This is a genomic window from Williamsia sp. Y712 (assembly GCF_059445525.1).
Genome location: NZ_JCAIUN010000002.1, coordinates 763,514 through 779,695 on the forward strand (window position 1 = coordinate 763,514; position 16,182 = coordinate 779,695).

Annotated in this window: 14 protein-coding genes; 5 read left to right on the top strand and 9 right to left on the bottom strand. The window is 64.7% G+C overall.

What is annotated here, in order from left to right; all coding sequences use genetic code 11:
- Positions 1-13: 13 nt before the first annotated feature.
- Entirely contained in the window at positions 14-1,807 is a 1,794-nt protein-coding gene (locus AC1D75_RS18385) for an HNH endonuclease signature motif containing protein (RefSeq protein WP_495516737.1), read from the top strand.
- A gap of 4 nt (positions 1,808-1,811) precedes the next feature.
- On the opposite strand, the gene AC1D75_RS18390 is transcribed toward AC1D75_RS18385, so the two are convergent.
- The 3 genes from AC1D75_RS18390 to map all read right to left on the bottom strand — a co-directional run bounded on the left by AC1D75_RS18390 (position 1,812) and on the right by map (position 5,115).
- Positions 1,812-2,633 carry an alpha/beta fold hydrolase gene (locus tag AC1D75_RS18390; protein ID WP_495516738.1) on the bottom strand — a complete coding sequence of 274 codons (822 nt, stop codon included), beginning with the start codon at positions 2,631-2,633 and terminating at the stop codon, positions 1,812-1,814.
- A gap of 78 nt (positions 2,634-2,711) precedes the next feature.
- Positions 2,712-4,229, bottom strand: a complete 1,518-nt coding sequence (locus tag AC1D75_RS18395; protein WP_495516927.1) for a cobyric acid synthase — start codon at positions 4,227-4,229, stop codon at positions 2,712-2,714.
- Positions 4,230-4,251: 22 nt separating this feature from the next.
- The gene (gene map / locus AC1D75_RS18400) at positions 4,252-5,115 is read right to left on the bottom strand and encodes a type I methionyl aminopeptidase (protein WP_495516739.1); all 864 of its coding nucleotides are present in this window, start codon (positions 5,113-5,115) and stop codon (positions 4,252-4,254) included.
- Between the two features lie 95 nt (positions 5,116-5,210).
- Here map and AC1D75_RS18405 point away from each other — a divergent pair, with 95 nt between their 5' ends.
- From AC1D75_RS18405 to AC1D75_RS18415, 3 genes are all read left to right on the top strand, one after another.
- Positions 5,211-6,263: a heme/hemin ABC transporter substrate-binding protein gene (locus AC1D75_RS18405; RefSeq protein ID WP_495516740.1), complete on the top strand. Its 1,053-nt coding sequence runs from the start codon at positions 5,211-5,213 to the stop codon at positions 6,261-6,263.
- An 80-nt stretch (positions 6,264-6,343) separates the two neighbouring features.
- A complete protein-coding gene (locus tag AC1D75_RS18410) occupies positions 6,344-7,342 on the top strand; it encodes a FecCD family ABC transporter permease (protein WP_495516928.1) in 999 nt (332 codons plus the stop codon).
- The gene (locus tag AC1D75_RS18415; protein ID WP_495516741.1) at positions 7,339-8,160 is read left to right on the top strand and encodes a heme ABC transporter ATP-binding protein; all 822 of its coding nucleotides are present in this window, start codon (positions 7,339-7,341) and stop codon (positions 8,158-8,160) included. Before AC1D75_RS18410 ends, AC1D75_RS18415 begins: the two co-directional genes overlap by 4 nt.
- A 139-nt stretch (positions 8,161-8,299) precedes the next feature.
- On the opposite strand, the gene AC1D75_RS18420 is transcribed toward AC1D75_RS18415, so the two are convergent.
- The 6 genes from AC1D75_RS18420 to AC1D75_RS18445 all read right to left on the bottom strand — a co-directional run bounded on the left by AC1D75_RS18420 (position 8,300) and on the right by AC1D75_RS18445 (position 15,678).
- A complete protein-coding gene (locus tag AC1D75_RS18420; protein WP_495516742.1) occupies positions 8,300-10,117 on the bottom strand; it encodes a penicillin-binding transpeptidase domain-containing protein in 1,818 nt (605 codons plus the stop codon).
- A 61-nt stretch (positions 10,118-10,178) separates the two neighbouring features.
- The gene (locus tag AC1D75_RS18425) at positions 10,179-11,015 is read right to left on the bottom strand and encodes a GNAT family N-acetyltransferase (protein WP_495516743.1); all 837 of its coding nucleotides are present in this window, start codon (positions 11,013-11,015) and stop codon (positions 10,179-10,181) included.
- 156 nt (positions 11,016-11,171) lie between these two features.
- Positions 11,172-12,335, bottom strand: coding sequence for a flavodoxin-dependent (E)-4-hydroxy-3-methylbut-2-enyl-diphosphate synthase (ispG, locus tag AC1D75_RS18430; protein ID WP_495516744.1), 1,164 nt, complete (start codon positions 12,333-12,335; stop codon positions 11,172-11,174).
- Between the two features lie 41 nt (positions 12,336-12,376).
- Positions 12,377-13,582, bottom strand: a complete 1,206-nt coding sequence (locus tag AC1D75_RS18435; protein ID WP_495516745.1) for a M50 family metallopeptidase — start codon at positions 13,580-13,582, stop codon at positions 12,377-12,379.
- A 26-nt stretch (positions 13,583-13,608) separates the two neighbouring features.
- Entirely contained in the window at positions 13,609-14,775 is a 1,167-nt protein-coding gene (gene dxr / locus AC1D75_RS18440; RefSeq protein ID WP_495516746.1) for a 1-deoxy-D-xylulose-5-phosphate reductoisomerase, read from the bottom strand.
- A gap of 33 nt (positions 14,776-14,808) precedes the next feature.
- On the bottom strand, positions 14,809-15,678 hold the full coding sequence (locus AC1D75_RS18445) for a sigma-70 family RNA polymerase sigma factor (protein ID WP_495516747.1): 870 nt from the start codon (positions 15,676-15,678) through the stop codon (positions 14,809-14,811).
- 131 nt (positions 15,679-15,809) lie between these two features.
- On the opposite strand from AC1D75_RS18445, the gene AC1D75_RS18450 reads away from it, so the two are divergent.
- On the top strand, positions 15,810-16,169 hold the full coding sequence (locus tag AC1D75_RS18450) for a DoxX family protein (RefSeq protein WP_495516748.1): 360 nt from the start codon (positions 15,810-15,812) through the stop codon (positions 16,167-16,169).
- Positions 16,170-16,182: the final 13 nt, after the last annotated feature.

The window sequence follows — 16,182 nt, forward strand, 5'->3', positions numbered from 1 at the left end:
TATCCTCGCATGTATGTTCGAGGGGGAGATCGAAGATGCAGGTGGGGACGATGAAATCGGTCCTGCCCATCTGCTGCGTCCAAACGAACTTTTACGCAACACCGACCTGGCGATGAAGCGGCAGAGCCGGATGGAGTGGGAACGCTATACCGCCGCTGCGGAGTTGCACCGTCAGTTGGTGCAACCGTCCGCAGGCACCGAGGTCGACATGCGGGCGCTCGATCCGTTTGCGCAATGTGCTGCGAGATTGTCGGCAGCCCAGGGGGTCACGCAGCAAGCTGCCGAACGTCAGATCAGCTGCGGGCTCGCATTGCGGGACCGACTCCCCCGGGTCAACACTCTGCTCAAGGCAGGTCGGATCCGTGTTCACCACATCGCAGACATCATTTCCCGGACTGATCTGATCGACGGTTCGGAGCACATGGCCGACATCGATCGTGAGATCGCCGAATTCCTGCGTCGGCGCGGTTCCTGGTCGAAGTCCCGGATGCGGGACATGGTTGATGCCACCATCTTCCGCCGTGACCCTGATCTGGTGCGCAACAACAGGCAGGACGCGAAGAAGAATCGTGGGGTGTGGGGTTCGAACGCCGACCACGGCATGGCCGTGATGGACGCCCACGGTACGGCGGAAGAAATGACGATGATCATGACCCGCCTGGAGAAGCTGGCCATGTCGACCTGCAAAGCTGATCCGCGCCGCAAATCCGACCGGATGGCCGATGCACTGTTCGCCACAGTGATGGGCCGCGAGTTCTACTGCCAGTGCGCCAACGACCCGAAACATCCGTGCACCGCCGAGATCACCACGGTGCCAGCCGATCAGGTGGTCTCGGGTGTTGATGTGAAGATCGTGCTGCACGTCATCACCGATCAGGCCGCGCTCGAGGGCCGCGCCGAGAATCCAGGATTCCTGGACGGGCATGGTGTCATCTCTGCCGATCACGCCCGCGACATCGCAGGCCGTGCCGAAACGGTGCAGCGGCCGATGGGCAACAAACCTGCACCCGCACAGCCGGAACGGCCACAGCCGGCACCCGCACCGGCACAATCCGAACTTGCGCAGCCCGAACCCTTGATGCCGGCCGCGGAGGCCGGGACAGAAACGGACACTCCGCGGCGCACCATATACGTGAGGGCGCCGCAGGATCCGGACGTCGACGAGTTCCCGGATCTGAACGCCGAAAACAAGCCGACCAAAGCGCCGTTCCCGCAGGTGATTCCGCTCCCGGCCACCCAACCAGGAGACCGGTACCGACCGTCGGTGGTCCTCGATAGCTACATCCGAATCCGGGACTGTTACTGCATGTGGCCCGGCTGCAACAAGAAGGCCTGGGGCGCTGATCTCGACCACACCTGCGAGTACAACCACGATGATCCTGATGCCGGTGGCTGTACCCATCCCTCAGAGATGAAGACGCTGTGCCGTTTTCACCACCTGCTCAAGACCTATTTGGATTGGCTCGATGACCAGCACCCCGATTCCCACACGGGGCGACCACGACTGGTTTTCACCACACCCGAAGGCCGCCACTATGACGGGCCCGCCTGGACCGGCGACGACCTGTTCCCCGCATTGAGGCTCATCGTCTTCGACAACCAACGCGGCTCACCCGGCCGGACACCACCAACGTCGTCACCGTCGTCAAAGCCGCCGGAATCCCGGCAGAAGTCACGTACCGCTGCCAAACACGCACGCCGCCAACAGGAACGAATCGCAAACCGCCGACAGCGCGAATTACAAGAACAACGCAACCAGGCACTCCGCGAAGAGCGAGGAACGAACGAACCGCCACCGACGTACTAGATGCTCACCAGACCGATGAACGCAGTGCGACCTCGCTCGCAACGGCGGCAGGGGCGTTCTGCGGGATCCAGTGGTCCATACCCTCGAGCGCGGAGAAGCGGAAGTCGGAGTAGACGAATCGACCGCTGGCCTCGGCCTGCTCACGTCCGAGGGCGGCGTCGCCGTCGCCCCAGAGCACTGTGGTGGGCGCCTCGATCGGCCCGCAGGCGAGATTGGTCTTGATGTCGCCGGTGAAGTTGGCGCGGTACCAGTTCAACGCCGCGGTCAGTGCGGGGCGTTCGGTCAGGGGCAGAACGCTGTCGTCGGGCACGAGATCGCGGAGGACTTTGGCGTTGTCGGCGAGCATCGCGTCCTCGGCTCCGGTCTTCACGAAGTCGAGGATGTACGCCGAGCGGTCGCGCTGGTCACTCGATGCCAGTGACGCCGCGATGGCCGACGGATGGCCGACGCTGATTGCGACGAGTCCGGTCACCCGGTGCGGATGCTTCGATGCCAGATGCCAGGCGACCAGCGACCCGAGGTCATGGCCGACCACCATGGTGTAACCGACACCCAGCGCGTCGAGGATGCCGACCGCGTCGTCGACCAAGTGCGACAACTGGTAATTCTCGGCGCCCTCGGGCCTGGCGCCGGCGCTGTAACCACGCTGGTCAGGGACGATCGTCCGGAGGCCGGAATCGTGCAATCGGCCGACCACATGGTCGAAACAGGCTCCGGTGGTCGGGAATCCGTGCAAGAGGAGTACGGACGGGCCGTTTTCCGGGCCACCGATCCGGACGTCGAATTCCAGGTCGCCCACAGTGATGCTGCGGTGTTCGATGCTCACCTGCGTCAGCCTACGTGCCGAGACCCTCGCCGCGGGTGAACTCCACACCACATCCGCGATGGATCGGAGTCCTCCCGATCAGGTCAACGCGGTCGTGATCACCGGCAATCCGCTCGGCGCCCCATTGGTGATGATTTCGCTCACGCGACCGAAATCGAGATGTGTCTCCACCAGATCGGCGATCAGATCGAGCTGAGCCATACGCTCGGCCTCGAAGGAGACCCGGCCTGCCACGAACCCGGGCAGCCCCGCCTGCTCCGCCACCCGCATCAGGTACTCCCGACGGAACTCGTCGCAGGCGAGAAGTCCGTGCCAGTGCGTGCCGACAACCACCCCGGCGATGCTGCCCTCCGGGCCGAAATCGATGTCGGTCAGCAATGCTGCGTCGCCGTTGCCGACGATCCGTCCGTGATGGATCTCGTAGCCGTGCAACGGCTTTCCGAATGCGGAACCGCGGACCTGTCGAAGAATCTTCTCGGTGTCGAATCGCACCCGCAGATCGAGAAGGCCGAGCCCCGGTACCGATCCCGCTCTGCCTTCGACGTTGTCGATGATCTCCCGTCCGAGCATCTGATAGCCGCCACAGATGCCGAGCACCGGCTTGCCACGACCAACTCGGTTGATCAATGCGGTATCGAGGCCTCGGGATCGCAACCAGGCCAGGTCTGAGACCGTGGCCTTACTGCCGGGCAGCACCGCAAGATCTGCCGCGGCCACCGCGGCGTCGTCGTCGACCCACCGGACATCGACACCCGGCTCGCACGCCAACGCCTCGACGTCGGTCGAGTTCGAGATTCGCGGCAACCTGATCGCGGCCACCGACAGGCGATCGGCGCCCACCGCCGGGGCGGCCCGGCCGACCGTATGACCGACCACCGAGGCCAGGGAATCCTCTGCGTCGAGCCAGAGGCCGTCGGCGAATGGCACCACGCCCAGCGTCGGGCGGCCGGTGAGTTGTTCGAGCTGCACCAGCCCTGGCTGCAGCAGCGAAACAGATCCGCGGAACTTGTTGATCACGAACCCGGCGATGCGGGCCTGATCCGCGGGACTCAGGCACGCCAGTGTGCCGAACAGATGGGCCAGCACTCCCCCGCGATCGATGTCTCCGACCACCAGCACCGGCAAGTCCGCGGCCTGCGCCAGACCCATGTTCGCGATGTCGGAACGCCGCAGGTTGATCTCGGCGGGAGACCCCGCGCCTTCACAGATCACCACGTCGAAATCGCTGCGCAGAGAAGCCAACTCCTCGGTGACGATCTGAGCCAATGCCGTCCGGCGCGTGTGATAGTCGGACGCGCCGACCGTTCCGTCCACACGGCCGCGCACCACCACCTGCGACTGACTGTCACTGCCGGGCTTGAGGAGCACCGGGTTGAACCGGACCGACGGCGCCAGACCACAGGCAGCGGCTTGCATGGCCTGCGCCCGGCCGATCTCACCGCCGTCAAGTGTGACCGCCGAGTTGTTCGACATGTTCTGCGCCTTGAACGGCGCGACCGAGACACCGCGTCGATGCAGCGCCCGGCACAGACCGGCGACGATCAGACTCTTACCGGCGTCGGAACTCGTTCCGGCGACCAGCAATGCGCCTCGGATCGGCTGCAGAGCCGACACGCGATCAGGCGTCCGGCAGAGTCAAGATCTCGGTGCCGGAGTCCGTGACAACCAATGTGTGCTCGAACTGAGCAGTCCACTTCTTGTCAGCGGTCACCACGGTCCAGCCGTCGTCCCAGATGTTGTATTCGAGCCCGCCCAGGTTGATCATCGGCTCGATGGTGAACACCATGCCCGGCTCGATCACCGTGTCGATGTTGGGCTGGTCGTAGTGCAGGATCACCAGTCCGTTGTGGAACGTCTCCCCGATGCCGTGACCGGTGAAATCGCGGACCACGTTGTAGCCGAACCGGTTTGCATAGGATTCGATGACCCGGCCGATCACGTTCAGTTCCCGGCCCGGACGCACGGCCTTGATTGCGCGGGCGGTGGCCTCACGCGTGCGATCGACCAGGTCGACCACCTCCTGCGCCACGTCACCGGCGAGGAACGTCGCGTTGGTGTCTCCGTGCACGCCGTTGATGTAGGCGGTCACGTCGATATTGACGATGTCGCCGTCCTCGATCACCGTCGAGTCCGGGATGCCGTGGCAGATCACCTCGTTGAGCGAGGTGCAACACGATTTGGGAAAGCCCTTGTAGCCCAAGGTCGACGGGTACGCGCCGTGGTCGATCATGTACTCGTGCGCGATCCGGTCGAGCGCATCGGTGGTGACACCCGGCTCAACTGCCTTGCCGGCCTCGGCGAGCGCATTGGCAGCGATCTTGGATGCCAGGCGCATCTTTTCGATGGTCTCCGGGGTCTGCACCCACGGTTCATCGCCTTCTTTGGCAGTGGATTTCCACACATACTCTGGTCGAGCGATGTTGCTGGGGACCGGCAGCGTGGGTGAGATCTTTCCGGGGGCGAGGGCGGCACGAACTGGCATGCGCTCCAGCCTAGCCCGCGAAGGCGACCGCAATGCCCGAGGCCACGAAACCACAAGTAAGGTTATGCTTACATACCTTTGAGATGGAGTGGCGAATGACACACAACCGGAGGCCGGTGCTGCGCGGCCGTAACGCCATCACCGCACTGCTGGTCGTCCTGACATGTGGCATGGCGGGCTGTTCCACGGCTCCGATCACCGATCCGGCCACGAGTTCGGCAGCGCCCGATGAGTTCCTGCGATCGGGAACGCAAACCGCGGTCATCGACGGACCTGTCGTCGAACCGGTCGCCGTCAACCCGAGGCCGGTCCTCCCGGTGACCGTCCCCTCCCTCGGCCATGGCGACGTCACCGTTACCGACGTCAGCCGGATCATCCCGATAGACCGAGGCGGAACAATCGCCAACATCGTCTACTCGCTGGGTCTGGGCCCCAATGTGGTCGCCAAGTCCCGCGCCGCCGGAATACCCGAAGCAGCCAACCTGCCGACGATCACCGACACCGGCCATTCGGTCAACATCGAAGCCGTTCTCCAGCAGAATCCAACCGTGGTGCTCATCGACGAATCGACAACACCGCCGGGGACGATCGATCAGTTGATCGCGGCGGGCCAGACCGTCGTCGTCCTGACCAGTGACCGCAACATCGCCACCACCGGAACCATGATCCGGGATGTCGCCGCTGCGCTCGGGGTGCCCGAGGAAGGCGAACAACTCGCAACCCGCACCGACGACCAGATCAAGGCCGCGCAAGAACAGGTCCCCGGCGACGCCCGCGGCGCCAAGATGGCATTTCTGTACCTCCGCGGACCGCGCCTGCAACTGCTCGCCGGCCCCAATTCCGGCGCCGATGACCTGATCACCGCGCTCGGGGGCGTCGACGCGGGCACCGCTGCGGGACTCAAAGCGGCATTCACCACGGTCAATACCGAAGCCATGATCAACGCGGACCCGGACGTGATCATCGTGATGACACAGGGCGCCGATTCGGTCGGCGGCATCGACAAGGTCGTCACGTTGCCGGGACTGGCCCAAACCGACGCCGGACGCAACAATCGCGTGGTCCAGATGGACGAAGCCGAGGTCCTCACTTTCGGACCCAACACCGGCCGGGTGCTCGCAGCCCTTTCCGAGGCGATCTACCTGTGACATCGCTCAAGGAGCGCGTCGCCGCACCATCCGGTGTGCGGACGACTCTCTTTGCCCGCAACACCGCGATCATCGTCGGAATGCTGGTGCTACTGGTTGTGTTGGTGGGCTGGTCCGCGTCCGTCGGTCAGGTACGGATCCCACCCGCAGAGGTCTTCGGCTCGGTCATGCATCACCTGGGACTCGACATCGGCCCGATGCCCAGCTCACCCAACGGCGAGGAAACCCTGTGGGCAGTCCGCTTTCCGCGGATCGTGATGGGCCTGCTCGTCGGTGCGACTTTGGCCTGCGGAGGCTGCCTGCTGCAGGGCGTACTTGCGAACCCGCTGGCCGAACCCGGTGTCATCGGGGTGTCCGCCGGTGCCGCCGTCGGAGCTTGCCTTGTCATCGTGTCCGGCGGCGTCTGGGCGAGCGTCTGGGGACTGGCCGGGGCTGCATTCATCACCGCGTTGATCACCGCAGCGCTGGTCTACACGCTGTCGATGCGTGATGGCGCCACCTCGCCGGTGATGTTGATTCTCATCGGCATCGCAGTCAATGCCTTCGCCGCCGGCATCATCGCGTTCCTGACCTTTGTCGCCGATACCAATGACCGCGAGCAGATCGTCTTCTGGCAGTTGGGTTCGTTGCAGGGCGTCGGGTGGAAGCCGGTCTGGATCGTCCTGCCGATCGCGATCGTGGGCATCTCGATCAGCATGCTGCTGGTGCGACGCCTCGACCTGCTCTCACTCGGCGAGATCCAGGCCGCGGCGCTGGGGGTTCGGGTGGAACCCGTGCGGCGCATCGCGATCTTTCTCGTCGCACTCTTGACCGCGGCGGCAGTCGCGTTCACCGGCATCGTGATGTTTGTCGGACTGGTGGTGCCACACGTCATGCGGCTCATCGTCGGTCCACGTCATCTCATCCTGCTGCCCACCAGCGTCATCGGTGGTGCCATCGTGGTCTGTGCCGCCGACCTGGGTTCGCGGACCCTGATCGACGGCGCCGATCTTCCCCTCGGTGTCCTCACCTCGCTCGTGGGTGGGCCGGTGTTCTTCCTGCTGCTCCGCCGAAGTCGGCACGCGGGGGTCGGCTGGTGACCGTACCCGCGCTCAATGCGTCCGGTGTCGAGGTGTCGATCCGTGGCCGACGCATCGTCACCGATATCGACCTCGAGTTGAACCACGGTGAGATCGTGGCGCTCGTCGGACCCAACGGGTGCGGCAAATCGACGCTGCTGTCCGGACTGACCGGTTTGCGACCACTGTCGGCAGGCACCGTGACACTCGACGGCACCGATCTCACCAAGATCGGTGCGCTCGAGCTGGCACGCCGACGTGCGCTTGTCACCCAGTCGGGACGGACCGACATCCCGTTTTTGGTCCACGAAGTGGTGGAGATGGGCCGCTTCCCGTGGAGCCGGACGCCGGAGGCCGCCGAGTCCGCGGCCATCATCGCCGAATCGATGGTCGAGTGCGACCTGCTCGAGATTCGGGACCGGCCGTTCAGCCAGCTGTCCGGTGGTCAGCAGGCCCGGGTCTCACTGGCACGCGCCCTGGCGCAGCACGCCAACATCCTGATGCTGGACGAACCGACCGCGGCGCTGGACATCCATCATCAAGAACGTGTGCTGGCCCTGTTGTCCACACGCAGGTCCGCGGGTGCGGCGATTCTCATGGTCGTCCACGATCTGTCGCTTGCGGCGGCGTATGCCGATCGGGTGCTGCTGATGAAGGCCGGGCAGATGGTGGCGGCCGGACCGACGGCATCGGTGATGACCGCCGAACTCTTGTCGAGGATCTACGACCATCCGGTATTGACGTGGACGCATCCCGAAACCGGTCAATTGGTGGTGCTGCCGGACCGGGCGTCGCACACCTCTCGGAGCCACTCGGGCCGGCGAGGCACTCCCCTCTAGTGCCCCGCCGACCCGAGTCATGATCTGACGCCGGTGATCCATCCGCGGTTCCGCTGACAGCGGAATCCGCAAATAGCGACGATCGGGGAAATTATAGGCAGGGCGTCTTTTAGAAAGCCAGTTACCTGACGACCTGCGCTCACTCCGGCAGCGCGGCAAGCATCTCGTGGGTGACGGCCACGGCGTTGTCGGAGCTTCCTCCGAGGACAACCAGCGTCGCAAATGCCAGGTCACCGCGGTATCCGGCGAACCACGCATGCGATCCACCTGCCACCTCGGCCTCTCCGGTTTTGCCGTAGACAACCCCGAGGTCGGCCATCCGCAGCGCAGTTCCGGAGGCGATCACCTCGCGCATCATCGGACGGATCCCGTCGATCGCATCGGCATCGGCCTTCGGATGGGGTCCGGCGATCGTGGTGTCTCGCCCGAGGATGAGCTGCGGAACCGGTGTCGAACCGTGGGCAACCGTCGCGGCGACCATCGCCAATCCGAATGGACTGGTGAGCACCTTGCCCTGACCGAAACCGTCCTCGGTCCGTTGCACGAGCTCCGGCGCAATGGGCACCGACCCCGAATCGAGAGGCAATCCGACCACCGAATACTCCGGCCCGATCCCCATCGACGCCGCGGCCCTGGTCAGATCGGACGGACCCATCTGACTGGCGAGTTCGGCAAATGTGGTGTTGCACGACCGGGCGAAGGCCGTCTGCATCGGCACCACACCCAGTGCGAATCCGTTGTAGTTGGGCACGCTCCGTTCACCGATGGTGATCTCCCCCGGGCACCCGACCATGGTCGATGGCGTGGCCAGGCCGGTCTCCATCGCCGCGACCGATGTCACCACCTTGAAGGTCGACCCCGGCGGGTAGAGGCCGATCGTCGCGATCTGCCCGTCCTTGTCGGCGAGCTCGTTCTGCGCCACCGCCAGAATGCGCCCGGTGGACGGCTGGATGACGACCATCGCCACCTGAAAGTCGTTGCGGGTGTTGACCGCTCGCTGTGCCGCCTCCTGCACCTGACGCGACAGACTGATCTCCACGGAGGGTGCCGGATCAGGTGGGGTCTGGGCCAGGACACCGGCGTCGGCACCGTTGGGGTTCACCGCAACCACCTGCCAACCGGTGTCCCCGTCAAGATCCTTGGACACTTCCTTTTTGACCTGCGCGAGCAACGCCGGAGCGAAATCGGGGTTGGGAGCCACCAGATCCGCCTGCTCGATGGCGTCGACCCCGGGTAGCCCGGCCAGCCGGTCACGCACCAGATCGAAGTCACGTTCGGTCAGGGTGATCACGGAATACGCGCCACTGCGCCCGGTCGCTTGTTCGGCGATCACCTGCGCAGACATACCCGGTTCGAATCTGCCCAACGCGTCGGCGAGCACGCTTGCCGTGGACGCCACCGCATCCGATTCTGCGGCCACGGCTGCGTCGAATTGGATGTTGAGGACCGTTCCGGGCACCAAGACATTGGTTCCATCACTCTCGCGTACCGGGGCGCGGTCCGGCGTGAGGGTCCGCAGCGACATCGTCTGTGTCCCACCGAGCTGAGGATGGATCGCGGAGGGGACCCAACGCACCATCCACCCGGTATCGGTCCGGGACATCTGCAGCGTCGCCGAATACTCCCAGCTCTCCTCGCCGGGAAGCTCCCATGTGTAGTCGGCGTTGACCGTCGCGGTGTCACCGGTGATCTTCACCTGACCCGCGTCGGCTGACATGCCACTTGCCCGAAGACCGTCCCAAGTGGCACTCACCGCGGTCGCCGCCGGGTCAGGATGGTCGGTCGACTGACCTGCGCGCTCGGGATCATTGTCGGCGAAGGCATCCAAGAAACGCTGCGCGGCAGCGCCGGGCCCGGTGTCGTCTGCGGAACAGGCCAGAGCAGTGCCCGACAAGGCGATTGTGGTGACAACAACCACAAGCATCTTGACCGGCCTGCGGCGCGCGATACCTATCATCACCGGTCATGCTATTTGCGCGACGCACCCGAACCCGTTTGCCACGCAGGGAAATCCGTGGTCAGTCGACCAGAACCGTCGCGAACGTCCCGACCTCCTGCATCCCCACGCGGCGATACGCCTCACGCGCGGCGATATTGAAGGAATTGACGTACAGGCTCGCCGTCCTGCCGCCACAGACGATCGCTTCGACAACCGCTGCCGTACCGGCGGTACCGAGCCCGAGCCCACGCTTGTCCGGAGAAACCCAGACACCCTGGATCTGACCGACTCTGCGGGAGAGCGCGCCGACCTCGGCCTTGAACACCACTTCGCCGTTCTCGAACCGCGCATACGCCCGGCCGGCGTTGATCAGTCCGGCGATCCGGCGACGGTACGAACGCCCACCGTCGCCGGCGCAGGGGTCGACACCGACCTCCCCGATGAACATCTCCACCGCAGCAGGCAGATAGGCGTCGATCTCGTCGAGACGGACGCGTCGCACCAACGGGTCACCGGCGATCGACGGTTCAGTCGCCATGGCCAAAAGCGGTTGGCTGCAACGGATTTCACGGGCCGGACCCCAGTACTCGCTGGTGTACTCCCACAGCGGCATCACCAGTTCCGACGGACCCACGATCGACGAGCACGCACGCGGATTGCGAACCGCCCGTTCTGCGAAGATCTGCACGTCGTCCGCGGTGCCGAACAACGGCACCAGGTTGGCACCCGAGAAACACAGCGACGACATCGGCTGGTCGTTGCTCCACAACTCACCGCCGAGGGATCTGGGGTGGATGCCGTGGTCTTCGACCCGGGCGGCCACCATGCAGGAGGCCACCGGATCCTGGGCCAGGGCATGGGTCACCGCGTAGAAATCCCGCTCGCCGAGCGGACGGTCACCCAACAGCTTCAGCACCGCGGCTCCAAGGTCTCTAGCAGACGATTTTGCGTACTCACGCCATTCTGCCAGTCCACCAGGTGCCCGGTCAGCTCACCGTGACAATTCGTTCAGCTCGCTCAGGACAATCCGTTCAACTCGCCCAAAAGTCGGTCAGCTCGCCCAGACAGTCGGTCAGCTCACCGTGACAGTCGGTGCACCCGATTCGGATTCACCGGCGGCTTCGGCGATCCGCATCGCCTCTTCGATTAGCGTCTCGACGATCTGCGCTTCGGGAACGGTCTTGATGACCTCGCCCTTGACGAAGATCTGACCCCGGCCGTTACCCGAGGCAACACCGAGATCGGCCTCGCGGGCCTCCCCTGGTCCGTTGACCACACAACCCATCACGGCCACACGCAGCGGGATCTCCATCCCCTCGAGTCCGGCGCTGACCTCTTCGGCGAGTTTGTAGACATCGACCTGCGCACGACCACACGACGGGCACGACACGATCTCGAGTTTGCGCGGACGCAGGTTCAGGGACTGCAGGATCTGGTTGCCGACCTTGATCTCCTCGATCGGCGGGGCCGACAGGGACACGCGAATGGTGTCGCCGATACCTTCGGCCAGCAACGCACCAAATGCCACGGCCGATTTGATCGTGCCCTGGAACGCCGGTCCGGCCTCGGTGACGCCGAGGTGCAGTGGGTAGTCGCAGGCGGCCGCGAGCTGCCGGTATGCCTCGACCATGATCACCGGGTCGTTGTGTTTGACCGAGATCTTGATGTCGCCGAAACCGTGTTCCTCGAACAGGCTCGCCTCCCACAGCGCCGATTCGACCAACGCCTCCGGTGTGGCCTTGCCGTACTTCTTGAGCAGTCGCGGATCCAGCGAACCGGCATTGACGCCGATCCGGATGGGGATCCCGGCGGCACCGGCGGCCTTGGCGACCTCTTTGACCCGTCCGTCGAATTCCTTGATGTTGCCTGGGTTGACCCGCACGGCAGCGCAACCGGCGTCAATGGCCGCGAAGATGTACTTCGGCTGGAAATGAATGTCGGCGATGACCGGGATCTGCGACTTCTTGGCGATCGCCGGAAGCGCCTCCGCGTCCTCAGGGCGGGGGCACGCCACGCGGACGATGTCACAGCCCGATGCGGTCAGTTCCGCGATCTGCTGCAGCGTCGCGTTGATGTCGTGAGTCTTTGTGGTGGTCATCGACTGGACCGATACCGGGTGGTCGCTGCCCACCGGGACCGAACCGACCTGGAGCTGGCGGGTCTTCCGGCGCGGCGCAAGTACCGGCGGAGGAACCGGTGGCATCCCCAGCCCGATAGCAATTGCGTCTGCACTCATCGTGTGTCACTTCCTGATCTTTGAAAAAAACTTCGCTGTTGCTAGAACGCCTTGATGGGATTCACGATGTCCGCGGTGAGCGTCAGGGCCATGTATCCACCCATGATCACCAGTACGACATACGTGATCGGCATCAACTTCATGTAGTCGACGGGCGCTCCGGCGGCCAGGCCACGGGAACTGCGCAACGCGTTGCGCACCTTCTCGTAGCCGACGATCGCCATGTGCCCACCATCCAAGGGTAGTAGCGGTACCAAATTGAAGAGTGCCAGGAAGAAGTTGATGCTGGCCAACAGGAAGATGAAGAACCACCACACACCGTGATCGGCCGCATCACCACCGATGACAGAGGCACCGACAACGCTGACCGGGGTGTCGGCGGCGCGTTCTCCACCGGTGACGGACGTCCACAGGTCGCCGATCTTCGAGGGCAGCGAGATCAATGATTCCCAGGTCCGCACCATCAGGTCGCCGGTGAATCCGGCTGCTGCCGGGACCGCACCGAGCACCGAGGGGTTCTGCCAGCCACTGTCGTAGCCGATCCCGACCATCCCGATTTCCTTGGTCGTCTGTACGCCTTTTTCATCGGTCACGGTCGAGGTCACCGGTTGCGGGGTGACGATGACCTCACGCTCGGAACCGTCACGCTCGACGGTCAGGGTCACCGGGTCCGTGCCGGCGCGCAGTATCTCGCTCAGCTCGGTGGTGCTGCCGATCTTCTCGCCATTGGCGGCCACCACGGTGTCGCCGACCTGCAGACCGGCCTGCTGGGCCGGACCCTCGCCCGTACACGGCGCCAGTTCGTTGTTCTCGATGGTGGTTCCGACACACGAGAGCGATCCGACCTTCGCAGGCAGCGTTTCGTTGAGGTTGGGCAGCCCCCACGCGAGCGCCATGATGACGATCAGCGCGAACCCGAGGATCAGGTTCATCGCCGGCCCGGCGACGAGAACAACGAGCCGCTTCCACGGCTTCTGCTTGTACATCGCCCTGGACTCGTCTTCCGGCGCGACCTCGTCGTGGGTGGTCATGCCTGCGATATCGCAGAATCCGCCGAGCGGCACCGCCTTGACGCCGTACTCGGTCTCGCCCCTACGCGTCGACCACATCGTCGGACCGAAGCCCACGAAGTAGCGGCGCACCTTCATGCCCGTACGTTGCGCGGCCCACATGTGACCGCACTCGTGCCACGCGATCGAGGCCAGCAAGCCGAAAGCAAAGAGCACCACGCCCAAGACGAACATCATCGGTCGTACTTACCCTTCTGGATCATTTAGCGGCGCGTGCCGGCAACAAGCGCTGAAGCGCGTGTGCGTGCCCAGGCATCGGCCGCAAGAACGTCATCCACCGTACCTGGGTCCGCGGACCACTGATCCGCATCGCCGAGCACCTCACCCACGATCCCGACGATCCGCGGGAACGTGATCTCACCGGCGAAGAAGCCGTCGGCGGCGGCCTCATTGGCTGCGTTGAACACTGCGGTCAGGCAGCCACCCCGGGTTCCCGCCTCCCGGGCCAGGTCGATCGCCGGGAACACGGCGTTGTCGACTGGGGCAAAAGTCCAGGTACTCGCCTGACTGAAGTCGCAGGCCGCGGAGGCACCGGCGATCCGGTCGGGCCAGCCGAGCGCCAACGCGATCGGCAGCTTCATCGAGGGTGGTGAGGCCTTGGCGATGGTGGCCCCGTCGATGAACGTGACCATGGAATGCACGATCGACTGCCGATGGACGGTGACATCGATGTGGTCGTAAGGAACACCGAACAACAGGTGCGCCTCGATCACCTCGAGCGCCTTGTTCACCAGCGTCGCCGAGTTGAGCGTGATCATCGGGCCCATCGACCAGGTCGGATGCTTGCCTGCCTGCTCCGGGGTGACATCGACCAGTTGTGCTGCGTCCCAGCCATAGAACGGTCCACCGGAGGCAGTGAGCACGAGCCGGTCGACCTCGTCGGCGGTGCCACCGCGCAGGCATTGCGCGATCGCCGAGTGTTCGGAATCGACCGCGACGATCTGACCCGGCGCCGCCGCGGCCAACACCAGGGCGCCGCCGGCAACCAGTGATTCCTTGTTGGCCAGAGCCAGCCGCGCGCCGGAGGCCAGCGCGGCCAGTGTCGGTCGCAGGCCGAGTGAACCGACCACCGCGTTGAGGACAACATCGGCCTCGACGTTCTCGATCAGCTCACACATGGCATCCGGTCCGCTGCGAATGCCCTCGACCCCGGCCATCGCGGCGACCTTGTCCACCTTGTTCGGGTCGGCCACGGCAACGGCCGAGCCGGACAATCCGAGGTCCACGATCTGTTTGGCGAGTAGATCCACGTTTCCCCCGCCTGCGCCGAGGCCCACCACCGTGAAGCGGTCACGGTTGGCGGCGATCACTTCCAGCGCCTGGGTGCCGATCGATCCGGTGCTGCCGAGGATGAGAACACGTGTGGTCACCTCTCCAGTGTCCTCGATCGCCGCAACTCCCGGCTATGCACCCGCCGAAGCGGCCATGCCGATTCTGGCCGTACTCAGGTCGGCCGCTGGCACAACACGGATTTCGTGGATGACGGCGGCATCGATGTCGAACAGCATCGCCGCGACGAGGCGTCCGGATGGCGCGATGATCACAGCCGGATGACCGTCGACCAGCGCAACCTCCGCGGTCAGTGCCCGGTCCTGGAAATCCCGCGTCTGATCTGCGACGGCATGGCGGCCCCGGACAACCGCTGCCACGTGTGCCGGTAGCAACGTGCTGTCGGCGATTCTGATCACATCGGGAGCCAGCAACGTCAGCAGTGAGGCGATGTCGCCACTGCGGGAGGCTTCGAGATACGCCTTCACCAGGGCGGTGTCGGCAACCGCCGCGATGCCCTCGTGCGGCGGACGGACGCGGGAACGCGCCCGACTGGCGAGCTTTTTGGCCGCCGCCGGTGATCGTTGCAAAACCAAGGCGATGTCGTCGAACGGCACGGCGAACAGGTCGTGCAGCACAAAGGCAACGCGTTGCGCAGGCGAGAGTCGATCCAAAACGACGAGGAGCGCACGCCCGACGGAATCGACCCAGAGCGCCTCCTCCTCCGGCCCCAGCCCAGCGGTCCAGTGGTCGTCGAGTCGATCGATGTCGACTTCCGCCCGTCGTTGCCTGCGTCGGAGGACATCGAGTGCTTCCCGCGAGGTGATCGAGGTCAGCCAGGCAGCAGGTCGATCGATCGTCTCCGGGGCGGTGGAGCGGGCCGTGATCCATGCCGACTGCAGCGCGTCGTCGGCGTCATGCAGATTGCCGGTGATCCGGTAGGCAACCGCCCGCAGGTGGGCGCGATTCACTTCGAACTGTGTGATCAGCAGGTCCGGGTCCATGGGGTCACCTTTCGGGTGTCGCCTGCGTCGAAGAAGTGCCACCAATCATCGAGCGACGACATCTGAGGAAGTACCCGACGTGACCCTACAAGCGTTTCCGACCGCAACATCGAAGTGGATGTGAAAAGGCCATGCACACAATCTATCTCGCCGTTGCCGGCGCCACCGTCGCCTTGAATACGGCCATCGCCGTCGCCGACTGGTTCCGGGCCCCCTTTGTCCTTGCCAATTCCGCGGAGGTGAACGTGCCCATCGCGTGGCTTCCGTGGCTGGCGACGTGCAAGGCAGCCGGAGCCCTCGGTGTCCTGATCGGAGTTGTCATGGACGCACCGTTACTGGTCGTTGCGGCTTCCGCCGGGCTGGTGATGTTCTTCGTCGGCGCGATGATCTTCCACGGCCGGGCACGCGTGTTCTACAACATTGCGTTTCCCGGCTTTTACCTGCTGACCGCGGTCGCGACATTCTGCCTGGCGCTGACAGAGATCGCGTAGCTGCCTTCGCCCG